General features: G+C 39.1%; 18 protein-coding genes. 14 read left to right on the top strand and 4 right to left on the bottom strand.

What is annotated here, in order from left to right; translation table 11 throughout:
- The 14 genes from asp1 (at position 1) to HMPREF2728_RS01295 (ending at position 15,142) form a co-directional block, all read left to right on the top strand.
- Positions 1-1,581, top strand: a complete 1,581-nt coding sequence (asp1, locus tag HMPREF2728_RS01360) for an accessory Sec system protein Asp1 (protein ID WP_075226847.1) — start codon at positions 1-3, stop codon at positions 1,579-1,581.
- Complete coding sequence (gene asp2 / locus HMPREF2728_RS01355; protein ID WP_060955171.1) at positions 1,565-3,097, top strand: accessory Sec system protein Asp2; 1,533 nt, start codon at positions 1,565-1,567, stop codon at positions 3,095-3,097. The genes asp1 and asp2 overlap by 17 nt, the downstream gene beginning before the upstream one ends.
- On the top strand, positions 3,094-3,534 hold the full coding sequence (asp3, locus tag HMPREF2728_RS01350) for an accessory Sec system protein Asp3 (RefSeq protein WP_060955172.1): 441 nt from the start codon (positions 3,094-3,096) through the stop codon (positions 3,532-3,534). The genes asp2 and asp3 overlap by 4 nt, the downstream gene beginning before the upstream one ends.
- Positions 3,521-5,899, top strand: a complete 2,379-nt coding sequence (secA2, locus tag HMPREF2728_RS01345; protein WP_398578137.1) for an accessory Sec system translocase SecA2 — start codon at positions 3,521-3,523, stop codon at positions 5,897-5,899. The genes asp3 and secA2 overlap by 14 nt, the downstream gene beginning before the upstream one ends.
- A gap of 11 nt (positions 5,900-5,910) precedes the next feature.
- Complete coding sequence (gene gtfA, locus HMPREF2728_RS01340; protein WP_075226845.1) at positions 5,911-7,431, top strand: accessory Sec system glycosyltransferase GtfA; 1,521 nt, start codon at positions 5,911-5,913, stop codon at positions 7,429-7,431.
- Positions 7,415-8,761, top strand: a complete 1,347-nt coding sequence (gene gtfB / locus HMPREF2728_RS01335; RefSeq protein ID WP_075226844.1) for an accessory Sec system glycosylation chaperone GtfB — start codon at positions 7,415-7,417, stop codon at positions 8,759-8,761. Before gtfA ends, gtfB begins: the two co-directional genes overlap by 17 nt.
- Positions 8,754-8,933 carry an accessory Sec system protein Asp4 gene (asp4, locus tag HMPREF2728_RS01330; RefSeq protein ID WP_049508236.1) on the top strand — a complete coding sequence of 60 codons (180 nt, stop codon included), beginning with the start codon at positions 8,754-8,756 and terminating at the stop codon, positions 8,931-8,933. The genes gtfB and asp4 overlap by 8 nt, the downstream gene beginning before the upstream one ends.
- Before the next feature lie 4 nt (positions 8,934-8,937).
- Positions 8,938-9,162, top strand: a complete 225-nt coding sequence (locus tag HMPREF2728_RS01325; RefSeq protein WP_075226843.1) for an accessory Sec system protein Asp5 — start codon at positions 8,938-8,940, stop codon at positions 9,160-9,162.
- A gap of 347 nt (positions 9,163-9,509) precedes the next feature.
- Positions 9,510-10,232 carry a pseudouridine synthase gene (locus tag HMPREF2728_RS01320; protein ID WP_075226842.1) on the top strand — a complete coding sequence of 241 codons (723 nt, stop codon included), beginning with the start codon at positions 9,510-9,512 and terminating at the stop codon, positions 10,230-10,232.
- A gap of 110 nt (positions 10,233-10,342) precedes the next feature.
- Positions 10,343-11,677: an aminopeptidase C gene (pepC, locus tag HMPREF2728_RS01315; protein WP_075226841.1), complete on the top strand. Its 1,335-nt coding sequence runs from the start codon at positions 10,343-10,345 to the stop codon at positions 11,675-11,677.
- 138 nt (positions 11,678-11,815) lie between these two features.
- The gene (locus HMPREF2728_RS01310) at positions 11,816-13,132 is read left to right on the top strand and encodes an ISL3 family transposase (RefSeq protein WP_001059646.1); all 1,317 of its coding nucleotides are present in this window, start codon (positions 11,816-11,818) and stop codon (positions 13,130-13,132) included.
- 261 nt (positions 13,133-13,393) lie between these two features.
- Positions 13,394-13,972 (top strand): DUF4230 domain-containing protein, encoded by a 579-nt coding sequence (locus HMPREF2728_RS01305; protein ID WP_083280535.1) that lies wholly within the window; start codon positions 13,394-13,396, stop codon positions 13,970-13,972.
- A gap of 166 nt (positions 13,973-14,138) precedes the next feature.
- A complete protein-coding gene (locus HMPREF2728_RS01300; protein ID WP_004238875.1) occupies positions 14,139-14,384 on the top strand; it encodes a hypothetical protein in 246 nt (81 codons plus the stop codon).
- A 269-nt stretch (positions 14,385-14,653) separates the two neighbouring features.
- Complete coding sequence (locus tag HMPREF2728_RS01295; protein WP_223299868.1) at positions 14,654-15,142, top strand: leucine-rich repeat domain-containing protein; 489 nt, start codon at positions 14,654-14,656, stop codon at positions 15,140-15,142.
- Between the two features lie 234 nt (positions 15,143-15,376).
- On the opposite strand, the gene HMPREF2728_RS01290 is transcribed toward HMPREF2728_RS01295, so the two are convergent.
- The 4 genes from HMPREF2728_RS01290 to adhP all read right to left on the bottom strand — a co-directional run bounded on the left by HMPREF2728_RS01290 (position 15,377) and on the right by adhP (position 19,697).
- Positions 15,377-16,288 carry a PTS system mannose/fructose/sorbose family transporter subunit IID gene (locus tag HMPREF2728_RS01290; protein ID WP_045763029.1) on the bottom strand — a complete coding sequence of 304 codons (912 nt, stop codon included), beginning with the start codon at positions 16,286-16,288 and terminating at the stop codon, positions 15,377-15,379.
- Between the two features lie 14 nt (positions 16,289-16,302).
- Positions 16,303-17,115 carry a PTS mannose/fructose/sorbose transporter subunit IIC gene (locus HMPREF2728_RS01285; RefSeq protein WP_060955180.1) on the bottom strand — a complete coding sequence of 271 codons (813 nt, stop codon included), beginning with the start codon at positions 17,113-17,115 and terminating at the stop codon, positions 16,303-16,305.
- Between the two features lie 29 nt (positions 17,116-17,144).
- Positions 17,145-18,134, bottom strand: coding sequence for a PTS sugar transporter subunit IIB (locus tag HMPREF2728_RS01280; protein ID WP_060955181.1), 990 nt, complete (start codon positions 18,132-18,134; stop codon positions 17,145-17,147).
- 543 nt (positions 18,135-18,677) lie between these two features.
- Positions 18,678-19,697, bottom strand: a complete 1,020-nt coding sequence (gene adhP, locus HMPREF2728_RS01275) for an alcohol dehydrogenase AdhP (RefSeq protein ID WP_060955182.1) — start codon at positions 19,695-19,697, stop codon at positions 18,678-18,680.
- Positions 19,698-20,068 lie beyond the last annotated feature (371 nt).

The raw sequence follows: 20,068 nt of genomic DNA, 5'->3' as shown, positions 1-20,068 counted from the left end.
ATGTATTATTTTATTCCGGCTTGGTATGGTAGCCATCGGCAGTGGCATGCTGATCTCATTCCATGGTATCGTGCTTCTTTTAAATTAGAATTTGACGATACCTTTAATCAGATTCGGATGCTGCATAGACAGGAACTATCAACATGTCTATTGCTTTTAGCCTATCAACCACATCTTCGCTATTTTTTACATCGTCATGGTGTTTTAGAGGCGGAAGTATATTCTATTTTTGATGAGATGCAGGATATTACTGATATTTCTCCACGAGTACTAAATATCAGAGATATTGAGTGGGATAAGGACTGTGAATTTATGTACAGTCCTTTCGCCATTATTGTCCAAAAAGATGGAAAACGCTATGCCCAGATTGAGCATGGTGTGGAAGGATTTATTAGTGATATCCAGTATTTTGATACCCTAGGTCGGATGACCAGTCACTATATTATGGATGATCGAGGCTTTGTTTCGAGTGTCATTTATTATCAGGACAATTATCCAGCTTATCAAGATTACCTGAATCCTGAAGGAATTTGGCAATTCAGAGAGTATTTGCAAGAGGATGGTAGGGTAGAGATTAATCCTATTTTTGCCTTTCGTTTTCATTCGCTCCATTATAGTGATATGGGGCAGTTAGTTGCTGAATTTTTCGAGAGACGACTCGAAAAGATTCATGAGAGTAGTGATTTGTTTATTGTCCCATCTGATTCGCGACATAACGATTTCATCTTAGAACGTTTACCCGAAGCAAATCCAAAAATCTTGAGCCTTTTCATCGGTCGTAATCCAAAGGAGGCTATGAGAGACCTACTTGATCCTATATCCAAGGTCGATTTGGTTTTGGTTGATAGGGAGGATAGCCTTCAGCTTTTGCAGGACTTGTATCCAGATAAATACAATCTGTTCAAACATTTATCGCCATTTGATACTCGTTTGAGATTAGGAAAAAGTCAGACAAAGAGGGAATCCATTATTTACTATCAACTTAATTTTGAAGAAGAAGTGGACAAAGAAGGACTTTTCCAAATCTTATCCTTCCTTGCAGAGACCAAAGACACTGAGGTAATTTTTGGTGCTTTTGCTGCCAATAACGATCAGATGGAGAGAGTCGCAGAGGTAATTCAGGAAATTATAGATGAAAAATTCTCAGCAGAAATTTTTGAGAAAGCAATCGACTTTGAAGGGGCTGAAAATCCTTTAACGGAAAATGCTCAGCAGAAACTCCGTTACCGCTTGTTAAACATCAATGATGAATTGGAAATGATTAAGACCTTAGAATATGTTCGTTTGATTGTTGATTTGAATCCCCAACCTCACCTATATACCCAAATAGCGGGAATTAGTGCAGGGATTCCTCAGGTGAATCAAGTAGAGACTGTCTATGTTGACCATTTGAAAAATGGCTACCTGCTTTCTACTATCTCAGAATTTAAGAAAGCAGCCCATTACTACCTGGATACCCTAAAAGAGTGGAATCAGTCTTTGATTTACTCGATTGATAAGATCAAGGAACATACAGGTGAAAAATTTGTGGAAAAACTAGATCAATGGATAGAGGAGAGTACAAATGTCAAAGGATCTTAAAATCCTACAGATAGGGACAGAAAATTGGAAACATCGTTATGAGATCCCTAAGAAATTGGAATGGTATTATATTTATCCTAATTCTCCTAAGGCTCTTAAGGAAACGATAAAAATGGATGAGATTCGCAAGTTCAATGCAATTCTCATCGAAGATGGCCGTTACTTGATTGACCTACTCCCAATTATTAAAATAATCGAGCCCTATACGATTTTCTATAACCAAGAGTTTCAAACAAGCAATCCTCTTATTTTGGATTTAATCAAAAAACGCTGTGCCCAAGCAATTGACTTTTCAGACCCACAGAAGCTCTTAAAAGATTTATCTACTTCCTTATTTGGTGGTGGATACGGGGACAAGATGAAACCAGCTACAATTGAGGTTCATCCAAGTTTTAAGGGATCTATTTCTTATCAAGGATTTGAGTATCTGCTCTTAGAGGGGGATTTTGGTTCTGAGTTTTCTCCAGTAGCTACTTGGAAATATAACTTTGTCTCTTCAACAAAACTTCCAATCGAATTGTGGTTAGAGTATGAAAAAAGTGAAGGTGTAGAATTTCAGTTTCGGGTAAAAAAAATGCCTGAAGGTTCGGTTTCAGATGTAGTTGAAGACTTGATCTATACAGAAGAGGACCTGAAGACATCCCTAATCATGGATCAGGATTACAATTCCTACCTCTGTATGTCTGTCGAGGCGCGTGGTCAGGGAATCCTAAAACTAGGAAGTTTACACCAACGTTGGAGTCGGAAGTACTTTGGGAAATTTGTTCTCGGAGGGAATATCTTACACGATAACAAGCGTGATGAGATTAACTACTTCTTCCATCCTGGCGATTTTAAACCACCATTAGCTGTTTATTTCGCAGGGTTTCGTTCTGCCGAGGGATTTGAAGGATACTGGATGATGCAAAATTTTAAGTGTCCCTTCATCCTGTTCTCTGATCCTCGATTAGAAGGTGGAGCATTTTACCTAGGTAGTGAAGAACTAGAAGAAAAAATCAAACAAACGATTGAACATTATCAGGAATACTTAGGTTTTGATAAAAAAGATTTGATCTTATCAGGTTTATCAATGGGAACCTTCCCCTCTCTTTACTATGGCTCATTCTTCGAACCGAAAGGAATCGTTGTAGGTAAACCCTTAGCAAATTTGGGAACAATTGCAAGACGTGGTAGATTGGAAGCACCAGGTGTCTTTCCAACAGGATTCGACGTACTTCATCATCAAACTGGAGGAATCAGCCCAGCCCACATGGATGAGTTGGATAACCGTTTTTGGTCTGCCTTCAAACAAGCAGATTTTTCTCAAACGACGTTTGGTCTTTCTTACATGAAGGATGAAGATATGGATAGTCATGCTTATGATCAGCTAGTCACTACGCTCTGTCAAACTGGAGCGAAGATCTTATCAAAGGGAACAGCCGGTCGACACAATGATGATACAGGGACCAACGTTACCTGGTTTATCCATTTTTATAATATGATATTACAAGCAGAATTTGGAAGAGGTGAGACATGATTATAAATCAAAGAGAAGACATACTCTGGGGAGATATGGGAGCAACTTACCTGTATGGAACTCGAGTTCAGTTTTGGGAAGATGGCCATATCAGTCTTTCAAATCCATTACTAGCTCCAGGAGAAGTTCTCAAATCATGGCTTTCAAGCTTGAATTATCAAGGTGGTAGAAGTCAACCCAGCCTACCTCTCTTAAAAAGAAATCATCGCTATCAATTTACCATGAATATGACTTGTTATCCTGAAAATAGCATTTACATCAAACTAGTTTTCTTGGACCGTTACGACGAAGTGCTAGAAGAAAAAGTTGAAAAAACCTTATCTTTTTCTTTCGTTTATCCTGAGGATGCTTATACCTATAGAGTTTCTCTCATTGCTGCTGGGTTTGAGTCACTCGATTTTTATTCTTTCTCAATTAAGGAGTATGATCGTGTTTAATAGTTTGTATCAAAATAGAAAACTCAGAAAAGTCAGAGCTACTTTAAAAAAGATCAATGGTCTCAAAGATGAGATGGCAGCTCTTAGCGATGAAACCTTGGCAGCAAAAACGGTAGAGTTTCGTCAACGTTTAGCAGAGGGGGAAACCCTAGATGACTTACTTGTTGAAGCTTTTGCAGTTGTACGAGAAGCTGATAAGCGAATCCTAGGAATGTTTCCTTATGATGTTCAAGTTATGGGGGGCATTGTCATCCACCAGGGGAACGTTGCGGAGATGAATACTGGTGAAGGAAAGACTTTGACTGCGACCATGCCTCTTTATCTCAATGCGCTAACTGGAAAAGGCGCTATGTTGATTACGACCAATGAATATCTTGCAAAGCGTGACGCAGAGGAAATGGGGCCGGTCTATCGATTCTTAGGTTTGAGTATAGGAATCCCATTCACTGATGATCCTGAGGAAGAATTAAAAGCCGAAGATAAAAGGAAAATTTATAACTCAGATATTATCTATTTGACCAATAGTAGTCTAGGTTTTGATTATCTAACTGATAATCTGGCTTCCAGTAGTAACGAAAAGTTTTTGTGCCCATTTGATTATGTCATCATTGATGAAATTGATGATATTTTACTAGATAGTGCACAGACCCCACTCATCATTGCGGGATCTCCTCGCGTTCAGTCCAACTACTATGGCATCATCGATACTTTAGTAACGACCATGGTTGAAAATGAAGACTATATCTTTAAAGAAGAAAAAGAAGAGATATGGTTGACTACAAAGGGGGCTAAAACTGCTGAAAACTTCCTAGGGATTGATAACTTGTATAAGGAAGAATACGCGACTTATGTACGACATCTAGTCTATTCCTTGAGAGCTCATAAGTTGTTTACGAAAGATAAGGAGTATATCATTCGAGATGATGAAATGATTCTCTTGGATAAAGGAACAGGTCGTTTGATGGAAATGACCAAGTTGCAGGGAGGTCTTCATCAGGCTATCGAAGCCAAGGAGCATGTGAAACTCTCTCCTGAAACGCGGGCGATGGCTTCTATCACCTATCAAAGTCTTTTCAAAATGTTTAATAAGATATCAGGAATGACTGGGACTGGGAAGGTCGCAGAGAAGGAATTTTTGGAAACTTATAATATGTCTGTTATCCGAATTCCGACCAATCGTCCCTTAATCCGAAAAGACTATCCAGACAATCTTTATGTAACACTACCAGAAAAGGTTTATGCTTCACTTGAATGTATCAAGGAATACCATATCAAAGGAAACCCACTACTAGTCTTTGTCGGATCTGTTGAGATGTCGCATCTCTATTCGTCCCTACTGTTACGGGAAGGAATTGCCCATAACGTCTTGAATGCCAATAATGCTGCGCGTGAGGCACAAATTGTCTCAGAATCAGGTCAGATGGGAGCCGTGACGGTTGCAACATCCATGGCAGGTCGAGGAACAGATATTAAATTGGGACCGGGTGTTGCAGAACTCGGTGGCCTAGTAGTCATCGGTACAGAACGAATGGAAAGCCAGCGAATCGATCTGCAAATCAGAGGACGCTCGGGTAGACAAGGAGACCCAGGTCTGTCGAAGTTTTTTGTATCATTAGAAGATGATGTTATCAAGAAGTTTGGTCCATCCTGGGTTCACAGAATGTACAAGGAGTATAGTGTTGCTGATATTACTCAACCACAAATCCTTGAGGGAAGAAAATATCACCGACTGGTTGAGAAGGCTCAAAATGCAAGTGATAGTGCTAGTCGCGCCAACAGACAGAGAACACTAGAATATGCTGAGAGTATGAATATCCAACGTGATCTCATCTATAAGGAAAGAAATCGTTTAATAAACGGTGATAGGGATCTTCGAGATGTATTATCTGAGATGATTGACGAGTATATTGAAACAATTTTATCTGAAAACATAAAAACTAGAGAAGAATTATTTCACTATATTGTCACGAATATCAGTTTTAATATCCGAGAATTACCTCTTGATCTAGTCATTGAAGATGAACAAGAGTTGAGAAATTTCTTGATTCAGATCATTAACAGTGAGTTAAATGATAAGAAGACCTTGTTAGAACCTCATGATTTATATGACCAATTTTTGAGAGTTTCCATGCTTAAAGCCATTGATGATAACTGGGTAGAACAGGTGGACTACCTACAACAGTTGATGATGGCAATTGGCGGGCAAACAGCTAGTCAAACGAATCCTATCGTAGAATATTATCGAGAAGCCTATATGGGATTTGAAACCATGAAGGAGCAGATTCGTTCAGATATGGTACGAAATATCTTGATGGGCTTGGTACAGATGGGACCTAAGGGTGAAATCGTAACCCATTTTCCATAAAAGGAGAATTTATGACAATTTACAATATAAATTTAGGAATTGGTTGGGCCAGCAGTGGTGTTGAATATGCCCAAGCTTATCGTGCAGGTATTTTTAGCAGCCTGAATCAGCCGTCGAAGTTTATCTTTACAGACATGATTTTGGGCGATAATATCCAGCACTTAACCGCAAATATCGGTTTTGATGATGAACAGGTCATCTGGCTTTACACTCACTTCACAGACATCAAGATTGCACCGACCAGTGTGACGGTAGATGATGTTCTGGCTTATTTTGAAGGTGTAGAAAGCCGTCGTGAAAGAAATGGGAGAATTGAACGAATCTTCTTCTCAGATGAAGACAAATTTATCACTTGTTATTTGGTTGATGAGGAAAAAGATTTTGTCCAACATGTGGAGTATGTGTATGCTGGCAAATTGATCCGCAAGGATTACTTCTCATATACACGCTACTGCACAGAGTATTTTGCTCCTAAAGATAATGTAGCGACACTCTACCAAAGAACCTTCTACAATGAAGATGGGACTCCAGCTTATGAGATGTTCATGAATCAAGGAACTGAGGAAGTCTACCGTTTTAAGGATCGAATCTTATATGGGAAGCCTGCTTTGATCCGTTATTTCATGCAGACACTTGGGTTAAGTAAATCAGATCTAGTGATTTTGGATCGTGAAACAGGGATTGGTCAGGTGGTATTTGAAGAAGCGCAAGCGGCGCATCTAGCTGTTGTTGTTCACGCTGAGCACTATAGTGAAAATGCGACCAATGATGATTATATCCTTTGGAACAACTATTATGACTACCAGTTTACCAATGCAGATAAGGTCGATCTTTTTATCGTTTCAACGGATCGTCAAAAGGAAGTTCTAGAGCAACAGTTTGCTCGCTATACCTCGCATGCTCCTAAGATTGTGACCATTCCAGTTGGAAGTGTTGACCAATTAACAAAACCACAAGAGAGCCGTAAACCATTTTCTCTTATTACAGCTTCGCGTCTAGCTAAGGAAAAGCATATTGATTGGCTTGTCAAGGCTGTAATTGAGGCTCATAAGGAGTTGCCAGAATTAACCTTTGATATCTACGGTAGTGGTGGCGAAGAAGGACGTCTACATGAGATTATCGCTGCAGGTCAGGCAGAAGAGTATATTAAACTCAAGGGTCATGCCGAACTTTCCCAAATCTATTCACAGTATGAAGTTTATCTAACCGCTTCTACCAGTGAAGGCTTTGGGTTGACACTCATGGAAGCAATTGGATCAGGCTTGCCATTGATTGGTTTTGATGTTCCTTATGGCAATCAAACCTTCATTGAAGATGGCGAAAATGGATATTTGATTCCAAGCTCATCTGACCATGTAGAAGATGAAATCAAGAAAGCTTATGCAGAAAAAATCTGCCAACTGTATTTGGAAAATCGTTTGGAAAGTATGAGAGAAAAATCCTACCAGATTGCTGAGAAATTCTTGACTCAAGAGATTTTGAACAAATGGGAAAAAACAATCAAGGAGGTAGTGGATGGTTCAGTTATTTGATGTATACAATCAAGAAAGCCAAGATTTGCATTATAGTCTGACTGCGGCAGGACTGTCTGATTTGACTGTGGTTATTGAACCAGATGGATTTTTACCAGATGGAGTTGTCTCACCCTTCACCTATTATTTGGGTTATGACAGTGGTAAACCCTTGTACTTTAACCAAGTTCCCGTCCCAGATTTTTGGGAGATTGCTGGTAATAATCAATTTGGGACTATCAATGACCTTAATCAAGAACGAGCAGTGATTCATTTTGCAGATGGCTTACAGGCTCGTTTGGTGAAAAAAGTCGAATGGAAAACACCAGCAGGTCGCATCTTCCAAGTAGATCACTACAATCGTTTTGGAGCTTGCTTTGCTAAGACTACCTTTGATGCTACTGGCCAAGCTATTATGACTTCTTATCGGAATGTAGATCAAAAAGAAGTTATTTTGGAAAACCATGTCACAGGTGATATTTTGCTGACCTTGGAAGGTCAAGGGTTGCGCCATTTTTCTGGTCGAGTAGCCTTTATCATAGACTTCTTGCAAGGTTTGAAAGTGAATCTTGACCACATTCTCTTTAACACCCTATCTACCTCGTTTTTGACTTCCTTCCATTTCCCAGAAAAATCAGGTCAGGATATCCTAGTTTGGCAAGAACCATTGCATAATGATATACCAGGAAATATGCAACTGATCTTGGAGAATGACCAGCTTCGAGCTAAGACTATTGTCATTCCAGATTATGCAACCTATGAACGTGCTCTGCAATTGACAGATGAAAAATTCCATCATAAGTTTAGTCATTTAGGCTATCATTACCACTTTAATCGCGATAATTTTGTTCGTCCTGATGTCTTGATTGTGACCAATTCGGACCAACTAGAGCAAATCGAAAAACTGGTGGAGAGTTTACCAAGGGTTACTTTCCGAATCGCAGCAGTGACAGAGATGTCATCCAAGTTACTGGACATGCTCCGCTATCCCAATGTTGTGCTCTATCAGAATGCCAGTCCCCAAAAGATTCAGGAGCTTTATCAGTTATCAGATATCTACCTGGATATCAACTATGGGAATGAACTGCTTCAGGCTGTTCGTCAGGCTTTTGAACACAATCAACTGGTCCTAGCTTTTGAAGAAACTGCCCATAACCGTCGCTATACAGCTCCGAATCATATTTTCGCTAAGGAAGCAGTTGACGACATGATTCACACCATTGAGTTAGCTCTTTCTCATGTCAAAGAGATGGGACGAGCTCTTGGAGATCAAGGGTACCACGCCAATTATGTAGATCCAATTATGTATCAGGAGCGGATGGAAACCATTTTAGGAGAAAGCCATGACTAAAAAAGATCTATTTTATCAAGATGTTGAAGGTCGCATGGAAGAGATGAAACAACAACCCATCAAAAAAGAAAAGTCTACACGTGGTGAAAAAATTAGTAAGACATTTTCTTTCTTGATAGGATTCATTATTTTGATCGGTTTATTATTTACCTTGATAGGACTTTTGAGGTAGTCAAATGACAGAATTATTGATAATTTTAACCATTATATTAGCTCTTTCCTTAATCATTCTTGTGACCATTCAACCAAGACAAACTCAAATCTTTTCTACGGATGCTACTAGTAATATCGGAAAGCCCAGCTATTGGCAAAGCAATACGCTTGTTAAAGTCTTAACCTTGCTTGTTAGCTTATCACTATTTGTGTTGTTGCTCCTCTTTATGGTTTTAACTTTTAACTAATCTTTATCTGTATTGCTAGAACGTTTGATTTTGACAGTGAAGATTTAAAGAAATTTAAGTTTGAGGAGAAAATTTTAAGAAAACTTTTAGGAATCTAGCTTATACTATAAGCATAAGTTAAGAAGAACTTAACTTTAACTCCTAAAAATTTTTCATAATAATCTCCCTATAAAAAATCAAGTCGCCCAATCAGGCGGCTTATTTTTGTATTAATACTCTGAAAATCAAAGAGCAAACTAGGAAGCTAGCCGCAGGCTGTACTTGAGTACGGCAAGGTGAAGCTGACGTGGTTTGAATTTGATTTTCGAAGAGTATAAGATTAAGCTTGTTCATGGTATAATAGTGCTATGAGATTAGATAAATATTTAGTTGCATGTGCAGTAGGAAGCCGGACGGAGGTCAAAAACTTTCTAAAGGCTGGGCGCGTGATGGTCAATGGTAAAAAGGAAAAATCTGCCAAGCTACAAATCAATGAAGAGACAGACGAGATTTGTTTTGACGGGCAAAAGCTAGACTACGAGGAGTTTGTTTACTATATGATGAACAAGCCCCAGGGTGTTATTTCAGCAACTGAAGATCCTAAACATAAGACTGTGTTGGATTTGTTAGATGATTTAGCTCGATCAAAGGAAGTTTTCCCAGTAGGGCGTTTGGATATTGATACGCATGGGCTCTTGCTCCTGACCAATGATGGCCAGTTGGCTCATGCTCTTCTTTCACCAAAACGCCATGTGGATAAAACCTATCTGGCGCAAGTCGATGGAATCATGACCCAAGAGGATGTAGAGAAATTTGCTCAGGGGATTCCGCTCAAAGACTTTACCTGTCAGCCTGCCAAGTTGGAGTTTGTGGTTCTTGATAGAGAAAAAAACCAAAGTTTGGTTCGAGTGACCATTGCCGAGGGGAAATTCCACCAGGTTAAACGGATGGTAGCCTACTGTGGCAAGGAAGTGGTGGACTTGCAACGTCTGACCATGGGAACTTTGACCTTGGATGAAAATCTGAAGCGTGGGGAATGGCGTCGCTTGACCACAGAGGAATTAGAAAGCTTGCGCGAAAGTGTTGGGTAAACTGTGTAATCTTTGAAAAAGGTGAGGGAAATACCCTTACCTTTTTCAGTTTTTGGTTGCTTCCTTTGTGAAAAGAGTTATAATAGACTGTAGAATAAAAGGAGGATTTTATGAACGCGATTCAAGAATCATTTACAGATAAATTATTTGCTAATTATGAAGCAAATGTCAAATACCAAGCTATCGAAAATGCTGCTAGCCACAATGGAATTTTTGCAGCCCTTGAGCATCGTCAAAGCCATGTAGATAACACACCTGTTTTCTCACTTGATTTGACAAAGGACAAGGTTACTAACCAGAAGGCTTCTGGTCGTTGCTGGATGTTTGCGGCCCTCAACACTTTCCGTCACAAACTCATCTCTCAATACAAGCTTGAAAACTTTGAATTGTCACAAGCCCACACCTTCTTCTGGGACAAGTATGAAAAATCTAACTGGTTCTTGGAGCAAGTCATTGCGACTGCAGACCAAGAATTGACAAGCCGCAAGGTTAGCTTCCTACTCCAAACTCCACAACAAGATGGTGGACAATGGGATATGGTTGTAGCTCTCTTTGAAAAATACGGTGTCGTTCCTAAGTCTGTTTATCCAGAGTCTGTTTCATCTAGTAGCAGTCGTGAGCTTAATGCCATCCTTAACAAATTGCTTCGTCAAGATGCTCAAATCTTGCGTGACCTCTTGGCTTCTGGCGCAGACCAAGCGACTGTTCAAGCTAAGAAAGAAGACCTCTTGCAAGAGATCTTTAACTTCCTTGCCATGTCACTAGGACTTCCACCACGTAAATTTGACTTTGCTTATCGTGATAAGGACAACAACTACCAAAGCGAAAAAGGCATCACACCACAAGAGTTTTACAAGAAATACGTTGACCTTCCACTAGAAGACTACGTTTCTGTGATCAATGCTCCAACTGCTGACAAACCTTACGGTAAATCTTACACAGTTGAGATGTTGGGAAATGTCGTTGGAAGCCGTGCAGTTCGCTACATCAACGTACCGATGGAACGTTTGAAAGAATTGGCGATTGCCCAAATGCAGACAGGAGAAACTGTTTGGTTTGGTTCAGATGTTGGCCAGCTCAGCAACCGTAAAGCCGGAATCCTTGCGACAGATGTCTATGACTTTGAATCAAGCATGGACATTCAACTCACTCAAGACAAGGCAGGACGTTTGGACTACAGCGAAAGCTTGATGACTCACGCCATGGTCTTGACAGGTGTTGATTTGGATGAAAATGGTAAATCAATCAAGTGGAAAGTTGAAAACTCTTGGGGAGACAAGGTTGGGACAGATGGTTACTTTGTTGCCTCAGATGCCTGGATGGACGAATACACTTACCAAATCGTTGTTCGTAAAGAATTACTAACAGCAGAAGAACAAGCTGCCTATGAAGCAGAACCAATCGTCCTTGCACCATGGGATCCAATGGGTGCCTTGGCTGAATAAATGAGATATAAAAAGAACGGTTCTATAATTTTTAGGGTTGATGGAAATTTTCCACCAACCCTATTTTAGTGTATACAAAAAGGCCAACATCCATTATATTAAAAGCGCTGAAACCTAAAACAAAAGAATGATGACCATATGAACAATATACTAGAAGCTACACTACAAATCAAAGATAAAAACATTATTTGGGATAATAAAGTTCAAGAGAAGATATTTAAAAAGAGAAAATCTTTATTTTATGCAGCTACTTATACGCATAAACCAGAATTTTGTACCGTTTGTGGGTGTGTTAGCCGAAATAATAATATCGTTAAAAACGGCACGAAAACATCTCGTATCACTCTCTGTTCTGTTTCAGGCCTAGCGGCCTACTTAAATCTACGCAAGCAGAGATTTCTCTGTAGAGAATGCGGCTCTTCATTTACCGCAGACACTAGTCGAATCGTAGAAAAACACTGTCATATCTCTAAACGCTTAAAAAACGAAATTAAATCAAAAATAAGTGAAACAGTATCTGAAACCTATATCGCAAAAGAAACAAATGTTTCAGTTCATACGGTAAGACGTATCATAGATGATACAACACGTTTACTAAAGATTAAACCATTACACGATTTACCTGAGCATTTGTGTTTTGATGAATTTAAATCCGTCAAATCTTCCGATAGTAATATGAGCTTCATTATTTGTGATAGCACTACACACAAGCTGGTCGATGTTGTACGAGATAGAAAATCTTACAGCTTGAAAAAGTATTTTCATCGTTTTGAGCCTAAGACTAGATTAAAGGTAAAAACTATCTCCATCGACATGTACTTACCGTACATTCAATTAATAAAAGAAATGTTTCCTAACGCTAAAATTATCATTGATCCTTTTCATATCGTACAAGCCTTAAATAGAGAATTAAATCGAACTCGGGTACGTGTCATGAATAAGCATCGCTATAAAGACTCTAAATTATATCGAAAGTTAAAACATTATTGGAAGTTAATTTTAAAGAACTCTAATGAACTTCAGAACTATAAATATAATCGTTATAAGCTTTTTGAAAGCTTCATAACAAGTAAAGGAATCGTAGATTATATCTTAGAAAAAAATCCATCTCTTAAAAATGATTATGAGGTTGTACATTCACTTCGTGAATGTATACAGGATAGAGATTATATAGAATTCAAGGAAACGATTGAAGCAGCTACGCAATTAGACCTATCTCCTGGTTTAAAAAGAGTATTAAAGACTCTTATGACTTACTTGCCATATATTCAAAATACTTGTGAGTATCCAACTAGAACAAATGGCCCTATTGAAGGAATAAACAATAAAATAAAAGTGCTTAAAAGAAATGCCTACGGCTTTAGAAACTATTACCATTTTAGAAATAGGATTATTTTAATAACAAAAATGTTTGGCCCAAAACAAAAAGGAATTAAGCAACAATTAGTTGCTTAATCCCTTCCTAAATTTCTTCATCAACACTATTTGACAAAGAGCCCTTTTTTAGTGCTCAAAATAGCACTCAATTTTAAATGGATTTGGTGTTCAAAAAATATAATCAAATGCAACAAACTAATTTCATTTTTAATAGGCACAATTAATTTTAGAAGATAGTACGAAAAAATATTGACTATTTTCTTTAGAATGTGTAAAATTTAGATAGATTATTTAAAGTGAGGTTTTTTTATCTTGTCTATATTAAAGAAGAAAGTTAATATGTTTAGTGTTCTATTGAATCTGGTATTAATAGCTATTATAGCTATTGGAGTGCTATTTTTCTTACCTAAGGAACATAAATCAGAAGTCAAATCGTCAATTAATATCGAAAGTATTGAAAAAGTGAATGAAGTTGTATTTTTGAATGCGGGAATTAATGAAATTATTTCTGAAACAAAAACAACTCAAGTTTTTGGGTTAGATGTGCCGTTCTCTAAAAAAGCAGCATTAGTAATTTTAAATTATAAAGCTAAATTTGGAATTAAAAGTAGTGTAAAGGTTGAACAAATAAGCGAAAAAGAATATAAGGTTATTGTTCCAAAATTGGAAGTAATTGGTGTTGAACTTTCAAAAGATAATCCTTATGATTTATATGATAGTCATGGAGAGTTATTAAGTGGAACTACAGAAGATATTGATACTGGGAAATTGGTCGCTAACCAACTTTCTAGTGATAAACAAGCAGAGTATTTAGATAAATTTAAGAGTGAAATTAAAGAATCTGCAATCAATTATTATAAAACAATATTTTCTTCAATGGATTCTGAAGTAAAAGTAACTATAGAATTTACAGAATAATTTTTGAAATACAAAACCCTGGCCATCTCTGGTCAGGGTTTTGTGTGGTTCTATAATTTTTAGGGTTGATGGAAATTTTCCACCAACCCTATTTTAGTGTATACAAAAAGGCCAACATCCATTATATTAAAAGCGCTGAAACCTAAAACAAAAGAATGATGACCATATGAACAATATACTAGAAGCTACACTACAAATCAAAGATGCACACAATGAAGGTGTTACATTCCATTTCTTAGAGAATATTAAAGAAGTATTGCGTGATGAGAGTGGGAAAGTAACTGGTGTAAAGGTTATTACAATGGAACTTGGTGAATCAGATGAAAGTGGAAGAAGATCAACGCATGAAGTGGCAGGTAGTGAACATATTATTCCATGTGACCTTGTCGTTGCAGCAATTGAACAAAAGTAGACTTTAGTGTTCTAGATGAAAGGTAAAAATTTGACTTTCGGTCAACATCAGAATACAATAGAAATGAACTAATAACAGGGGATGCATATTTAGGTCCTCAATCTATCGCAACCGCAATTAAAGGCGGGTGAGAAGTTGCGACAGAAGTACATGAATCGTTTAAAGAAAACACATAAATAACTTGTGGTGCCTTTCGTTTTTTTACTGGGAAAATTAAGGAACTATAGTTATAAATCCTTAAAGATATTAATATATTAACATGCGTATATTTGTGGGAAGAAGGTTATGTCATCTATAGTTGTACTTCTGACGATAAGGTTGTTCGTGTACCAAAGGAAATTAAAGGTAAACCTGTTATCGCAATTGGAGAACGTGGTCTTGCGAACTTGAAACATTGTGAGGCAATCGTTTTACCAGATACAGTACGATATATTGGAAAAGGTGCGTTTACGATTGACAATAAGTTAAAGTATGTCCACTTTGGTAAGTCAATAGAAACAGTAGAAGATGATGTTTTCAACTCTGACAGTTCATTAGAATCAGTTGTATTCCCAGAAGGAACAAAGAGTATTGGAACATTAGTATTCTGGGGGACATCATCAATTAAATCTATTACAATTCCAGCAAGTGTAACAGAAATTACAGAATACTTCTATTTTGTGGATAACTGTAACCCAGATGTAGAAATCCATACACCTAAGGGATCAAAGGCAGAAGAAGTAGCTAAAGCAATGCAACTTAAAGTAGTAAATGACTAAAGGGGAATAGTACGAACAAAAAATTACTATCAGGCTTAGGGACTGACCCCAAAAAGTGAGAATTTAATAAAAACACCCTAGGGCTACCGTCTTCGGTATCCAACCGGAGACAGGTAGTCCAATTTTTGTTGGATTCTTTTTTCATTAGGTTCTTCATCAACACTATTTGACAAAGAGCCAAAAGAATCAGGTGATAAACCTGATTCTTTTTTTGTTTGTAAATTCTCACCGAGATTACATGATACCGAAGAAACGAGCTGCGATACCAACTACAAAGAGGGCAAGAATGATTGTGATTGGAGATACTTTTTTCTTAAGCAACCACATGCAAAGGAAAGTAAGGAGAAGTCCCATCAATCCTGGGATCAATGAGTTCAACTGTCCTTGAAGGGTTTGTGGTTGAACGCTATCCAAGCTCAATCCGCTAAGTGCTTGGCCGAGGATTCCCTTCAATTCTCCACCTGTAACAGGACCTTCTGGGAAGACGATGTAGGCACCTTCTGACAATTGTTTACCTGGAAGGTTGATAGTGAAGTTGATTGATACCCAACGTTGTACAAGAACGGCAAGGATGAACATACCAAGGATAGAAGCTCCTTTAGTGATGTCTTTCAAGATACCACCTGACATATCTTTAGTGATTTCAGATCCAGCCTTGTAACCAAACTCTTGTGTATACCATAGGAAAGACATACGGATTGCATTCCATCCAAAGAAGAAGAGAAGTGGACCAACGATGTTACCAGTTGCAGCAAGTGATGCACCAAGGGCACCAAGGATAGGACGAACTGTAAACCAGAAGACTGGGTCACCGATACCAGCAAGAGGTCCCATCATACCGATCTTAACACCTTGGATAGCAGCGTCATCGATTTCAGTACCGTTTGCGCGTTCTTCTTCAAGTGCAAGAGTAACCCCCATGATTGGGGCAGCTACGTATGGGTGAGTGTTGAAGAACTCGAGGTGACGCTCAAGAGCAGCAGCTTGGTCTTCTTTTTTAGTGTAAAGTTTCTTGATAGCTGGGATCAAAGAGTAAGCCCAACCCAAGTTTTGCATACGTTCGTAGTTCCAAGAACCTTGAAGGAATTGTGAACGCCACCAAACTTTTTGGCGATCTGATTTTGATAATTGAATTTTTTCAGCCATGATTGTTCCCCTTTCTAGTAGTCTTCTAGGATATCACCGATTGGATCGTTAGAAGTTGCAGCTCCTCCTCCGCCGTTTCCACCTTGTTTAGAAAGGTTGAGGTAGATGAAGGCAAGGGCAACACCGATGACACCAAGGGCAATCAAAGTCAATTGAGAGATTGCTGCAAGAGCAAAACCGATAGCGAAGAATGGCCATACTTCACGAGTAGCCATCATGTTGATAACCAATGCGTAACCAACGGCAACGACCATAGCACCACCGACAGCCATACCACCTTTAAGCCATTCTGGCATAAGGTTCAATACGCTTTGAACGGCTTCAGTTGGCATTGCAAGCAAGAGTGCAGCTGGGATAGCAATACGTAGACCTTGAAGAGCGAGGGCAAAGTAGTGAGCGCGTTCAACAGCTGTAATGTTTCCTTCTTTAGCAGCAGCGTCAGCAGTGTGAACCAAACCAACTGAGATTGTACGAACAATCATAGTCAAGAAAAGTCCAGCTACGGCAAGAGGTATTGCAGTAGCAGTTGCGACTGCGATACCTTCAGTAGTAAAGTTACCACCTTTAATCATGATGATTGCAGCGGCAACAGAGGCAAGGGCAGCGTCAGGAGCTACGGCAGCTCCGATGTTAGCCCAACCAAGGGCGATCATTTGAAGTGATCCACCAAGCATAACCCCTGCTTCGAGGTTACCAGTTACAAGACCGATAAGGGTACATGCTACGATTGGTTGATGGAATTGGAATTGGTCGAGGATACCTTCAAGACCTGCGAAGAAGGCAACAACTACAACCAAGATAGCAGAAATGAATGAAATATCTGACATGGTTTTATTCCTTTTCTATTTAGTTTTAATTATTGAACGTTAGCTTTGCTAATCAAGTCAAACAAATCTTTTTTAGTGTCGTTTGGCACTTTACGTACGTCAAATTCAACACCAAGATCACGCATTTTTTCAAATGTAGCAACGTCATCTTTGTCCATTGACAATACGTTGTTGATCATTGTTTTACCAGTTGAGTGAGCCATTGATCCAACGTTAAGAGTCTTAATTGGCACACCGCCTTCGATAGCACGAAGGGCATCTTGAGGTGTTTCAAATAAGATAAGGGCGTGTGTGTTACCAAAACGAGGATCTTTTGCAACCTCAATCAATTTTTGGATTGGCACAACGTTAGCCTTCACTCCGTTAGGAGCCGCTTGTTTGATCAATTCTTTACGAAGGTCGTCATTTGCTACGTTATCTGAAGCAACGATGATACGGTCTGCTTTAGAATCTGGAGTCCAAGCAGTTGCGACTTGCCCGTGAAGAAGACGTGTGTCAAGACGAGCAAGATTGATTTTCAATTTACCGTCTCCGATAACTGTTCCTTCTGGGATAGCAGCTTGGGCTACAGGAGCAGCTGCAGCAGTTGCAACTTCCTCAGCTGGATTTAGCTCTTCTGGAAGAGCCTTGATGCCATCTTTGGCCTCTTTAATGATGTTTGCAGCGACTTTATCCACTCCAGCAGCAGCGTCCATAAGGCGCTCTGTGTAAGCTTGGATCAACATCGGTAAGTTAAGTCCTGTGATGATGGCAAATTTACGCTCAGGGTTTTCTCCCATTACGCGGCTAGCTTGGTTAAATGGAGACCCACTCCAAAGGTCAGCCAAGACTAGAACCTCATCTTCTGCGTCAAATGCAGCCACAGCATTGTTGAACTTGGCGTATAAATCATCTGGACCTTCGTTTGGCATAAAGGTTACAACTTGAACCTTTTCTTGTTCACCAAAGATCATAGATCCTGACTGATGAATACCAGCGGCAAATTCACCGTGGCTCGCAATAATGATTCCGATACTCATTATTGTCATTCCTCCTTATAAAATGTTTGACTCTTAGTTTAAGAAAACTTTAAGACTCCTTAAGTATAAATCGTTTTCAGAAAAAAAGCAACTAATTATACTAAAGAGTGAAAAAAATCTCAAAGCTTTATTTTTGCAAATATTGATATATCAACTTTTTGTGGAATAGTCTATAGAATGGTAAAAAAATTTAATATAAAAAATGGGTGAGCAGAGGTCAATGAATTAACTCACGACTTTCTAGTCCCGGTCCCTGATGTTTCAACAATCCGCTGTTTGCTTGTAGAATTTGTCTAGAAAAATGACGTTTTCTTCACTAGTGCTCTTGAGCGTCTAAAAAATGCCCTAAGTCCAATTAGTTGTCGTATCAAAATGTTATACTCTGAAAATCAAAGAGCAAACTAGGAAGCTAGCCGCAGGCTGTACTTGAGTACGGCAAGGCGAAGCTGACGTGGTTTGAAGAGATTTTCGAAGAGTATTATTGCTAAAAAAAACGAGGTAGGATCTTCTGTCCCTACCTCGTTTGGGCATTTATTATTTATCTTAATGAGTAAAGTCTAGAACCATACGACCTTGGATGGTTCCGGCAGCCATTTCATCAAAGACAGCAATGGCATCTTCGACAGGGCGTTTTTGAACGATTGGTACAACCAGACCTTCAGCACCAAATTGGAAGGCTTCTTCCAAATCTTTACGTGTTCCAACGAGAGAACCGATGACTTGGATACCGTCAAGAACTGTTTTGACGATGCTAAGGTCCATCATTTCAGATGGGAGACCGACAGCTATTACACGACCGCCTGCACGAACAGAGTCAACTGCTTGGTTAAAGGCAACTTTTGATACAGCTGTTACGACAGCTGAGTGAGCACCACCGTTTGTCTTTTCTTTGATAAGGCCTGGGACATCTTCGACTTCAAGACCGTTAATCACGATATCTGCACCAACTTCTTTAGCTAGAGCAAGTTTATCGTTGTTAATATCTACTGCGATAACGTGAGCGTTGAATACTTTTTTAGCGTATTGAACAGCTAAGTTACCAAGTCCTCCAGCACCATAGAGGACAACCCATTGACCTGGCTCAACTTTTGCTTCTTTGATAGCCTTGTAGGTAGTAACACCGGCACAAGTGATTGAAGAAGCTTGGGCTGGATCGAGACCTTCTGGAACCTTAACGGCATAATCTGCAGTTACGATACATTGTTCTGCCATACCACCATCAACTGAGTAGCCAGCATTTTTCACTGTGCGGCAAAGAGTTTCGCGCCCAGTTGTACAGTATTCACACATACCACAGCCTTCAAAGAACCAAGCAACGCTGACACGGTCACCAACTTTTAGGCTTTTAACATCAGGAGCAACTTCTTTGACGATACCGATACCTTCGTGACCGAGAACGCGTCCTGGAACTTTACCAAAGTCACCATGTGCAACGTGGAGGTCAGTGTGGCAGACACCACAGTACTCAACTTCTACAAGAGCTTCCCCAGTTTCGAGTGGACGGAGAACTTTTTCTTCAATAGCAACACCAGTGCCTTCTGGATTTACAACAACAGCTTTCATAGCTATCCTCCTTGATTAGTCGTTGAGGTGCAGTGGAAAAGGGGCTTGGCTTGAGAGGTTTTCAAGTGAAGTCGAGTTTGAACTGCCCTCTTATTTACTTATATGTGAAGTATATCACGATATTTACTATAGTACAATGGTTTTTAGGTAAAAAACCATGTAATCGCTTAACTGGTTGATGAGACTGTGAAAATTGAACAAGTAAGATTGATGCATTGGCAAGTAAATACCTATAAATGCTAGAAAAGTTGACTTTAGATCGCCTCTTTAAGGTTTTCAGCAAATTTTCTGAGTTTCTTCTCGATGGGATTTTGGTATAATATAGAAAGCAATTGATCTTTCTAGTAAGAGAATTTAGAGTGAGAGGTATC

It is taken from the genome of Streptococcus sp. HMSC061D10, from assembly GCF_001808865.1.
Taxonomy (GTDB): Bacteria; Bacillota; Bacilli; order Lactobacillales; family Streptococcaceae; genus Streptococcus.
Note: the sequence above shows the minus strand (reverse complement) of the source record. Positions and strands in the feature narration are given on the sequence as shown.

Bases quoted from the DNA above. Each gene is read 5' to 3' on its own strand.
- asp2 (WP_060955171.1), top strand. From the start codon at position 1,565: ATGTCAAAGGATCTTAAAATCCTACAGATAGGGACAGAAAATTGGAAA.
- asp4 (WP_049508236.1), top strand. From the start codon at position 8,754: ATGACTAAAAAAGATCTATTTTATCAAGATGTTGAAGGTCGCATGGAA.
- HMPREF2728_RS01320 (WP_075226842.1), top strand. From the start codon at position 9,510: ATGAGATTAGATAAATATTTAGTTGCATGTGCAGTAGGAAGCCGGACG.
- HMPREF2728_RS01305 (WP_083280535.1), top strand. From the start codon at position 13,394: ATGTTTAGTGTTCTATTGAATCTGGTATTAATAGCTATTATAGCTATT.
- HMPREF2728_RS01300 (WP_004238875.1), top strand. From the start codon at position 14,139: ATGAACAATATACTAGAAGCTACACTACAAATCAAAGATGCACACAAT.
- HMPREF2728_RS01290 (WP_045763029.1), bottom strand. From the start codon at position 16,288: ATGGCTGAAAAAATTCAATTATCAAAATCAGATCGCCAAAAAGTTTGG.
- HMPREF2728_RS01310 (WP_001059646.1), top strand. From the start codon at position 11,816: ATGAACAATATACTAGAAGCTACACTACAAATCAAAGATAAAAACATT.
- HMPREF2728_RS01280 (WP_060955181.1), bottom strand. From the start codon at position 18,134: ATGAGTATCGGAATCATTATTGCGAGCCACGGTGAATTTGCCGCTGGT.
- HMPREF2728_RS01325 (WP_075226843.1), top strand. From the start codon at position 8,938: ATGACAGAATTATTGATAATTTTAACCATTATATTAGCTCTTTCCTTA.
- secA2 (WP_398578137.1), top strand. From the start codon at position 3,521: ATGATCGTGTTTAATAGTTTGTATCAAAATAGAAAACTCAGAAAAGTC.
- pepC (WP_075226841.1), top strand. From the start codon at position 10,343: ATGAACGCGATTCAAGAATCATTTACAGATAAATTATTTGCTAATTAT.
- asp1 (WP_075226847.1), top strand. From the start codon at position 1: ATGTATTATTTTATTCCGGCTTGGTATGGTAGCCATCGGCAGTGGCAT.
- HMPREF2728_RS01285 (WP_060955180.1), bottom strand. From the start codon at position 17,115: ATGTCAGATATTTCATTCATTTCTGCTATCTTGGTTGTAGTTGTTGCC.
- adhP (WP_060955182.1), bottom strand. From the start codon at position 19,697: ATGAAAGCTGTTGTTGTAAATCCAGAAGGCACTGGTGTTGCTATTGAA.
- asp3 (WP_060955172.1), top strand. From the start codon at position 3,094: ATGATTATAAATCAAAGAGAAGACATACTCTGGGGAGATATGGGAGCA.
- gtfB (WP_075226844.1), top strand. From the start codon at position 7,415: ATGGTTCAGTTATTTGATGTATACAATCAAGAAAGCCAAGATTTGCAT.
- gtfA (WP_075226845.1), top strand. From the start codon at position 5,911: ATGACAATTTACAATATAAATTTAGGAATTGGTTGGGCCAGCAGTGGT.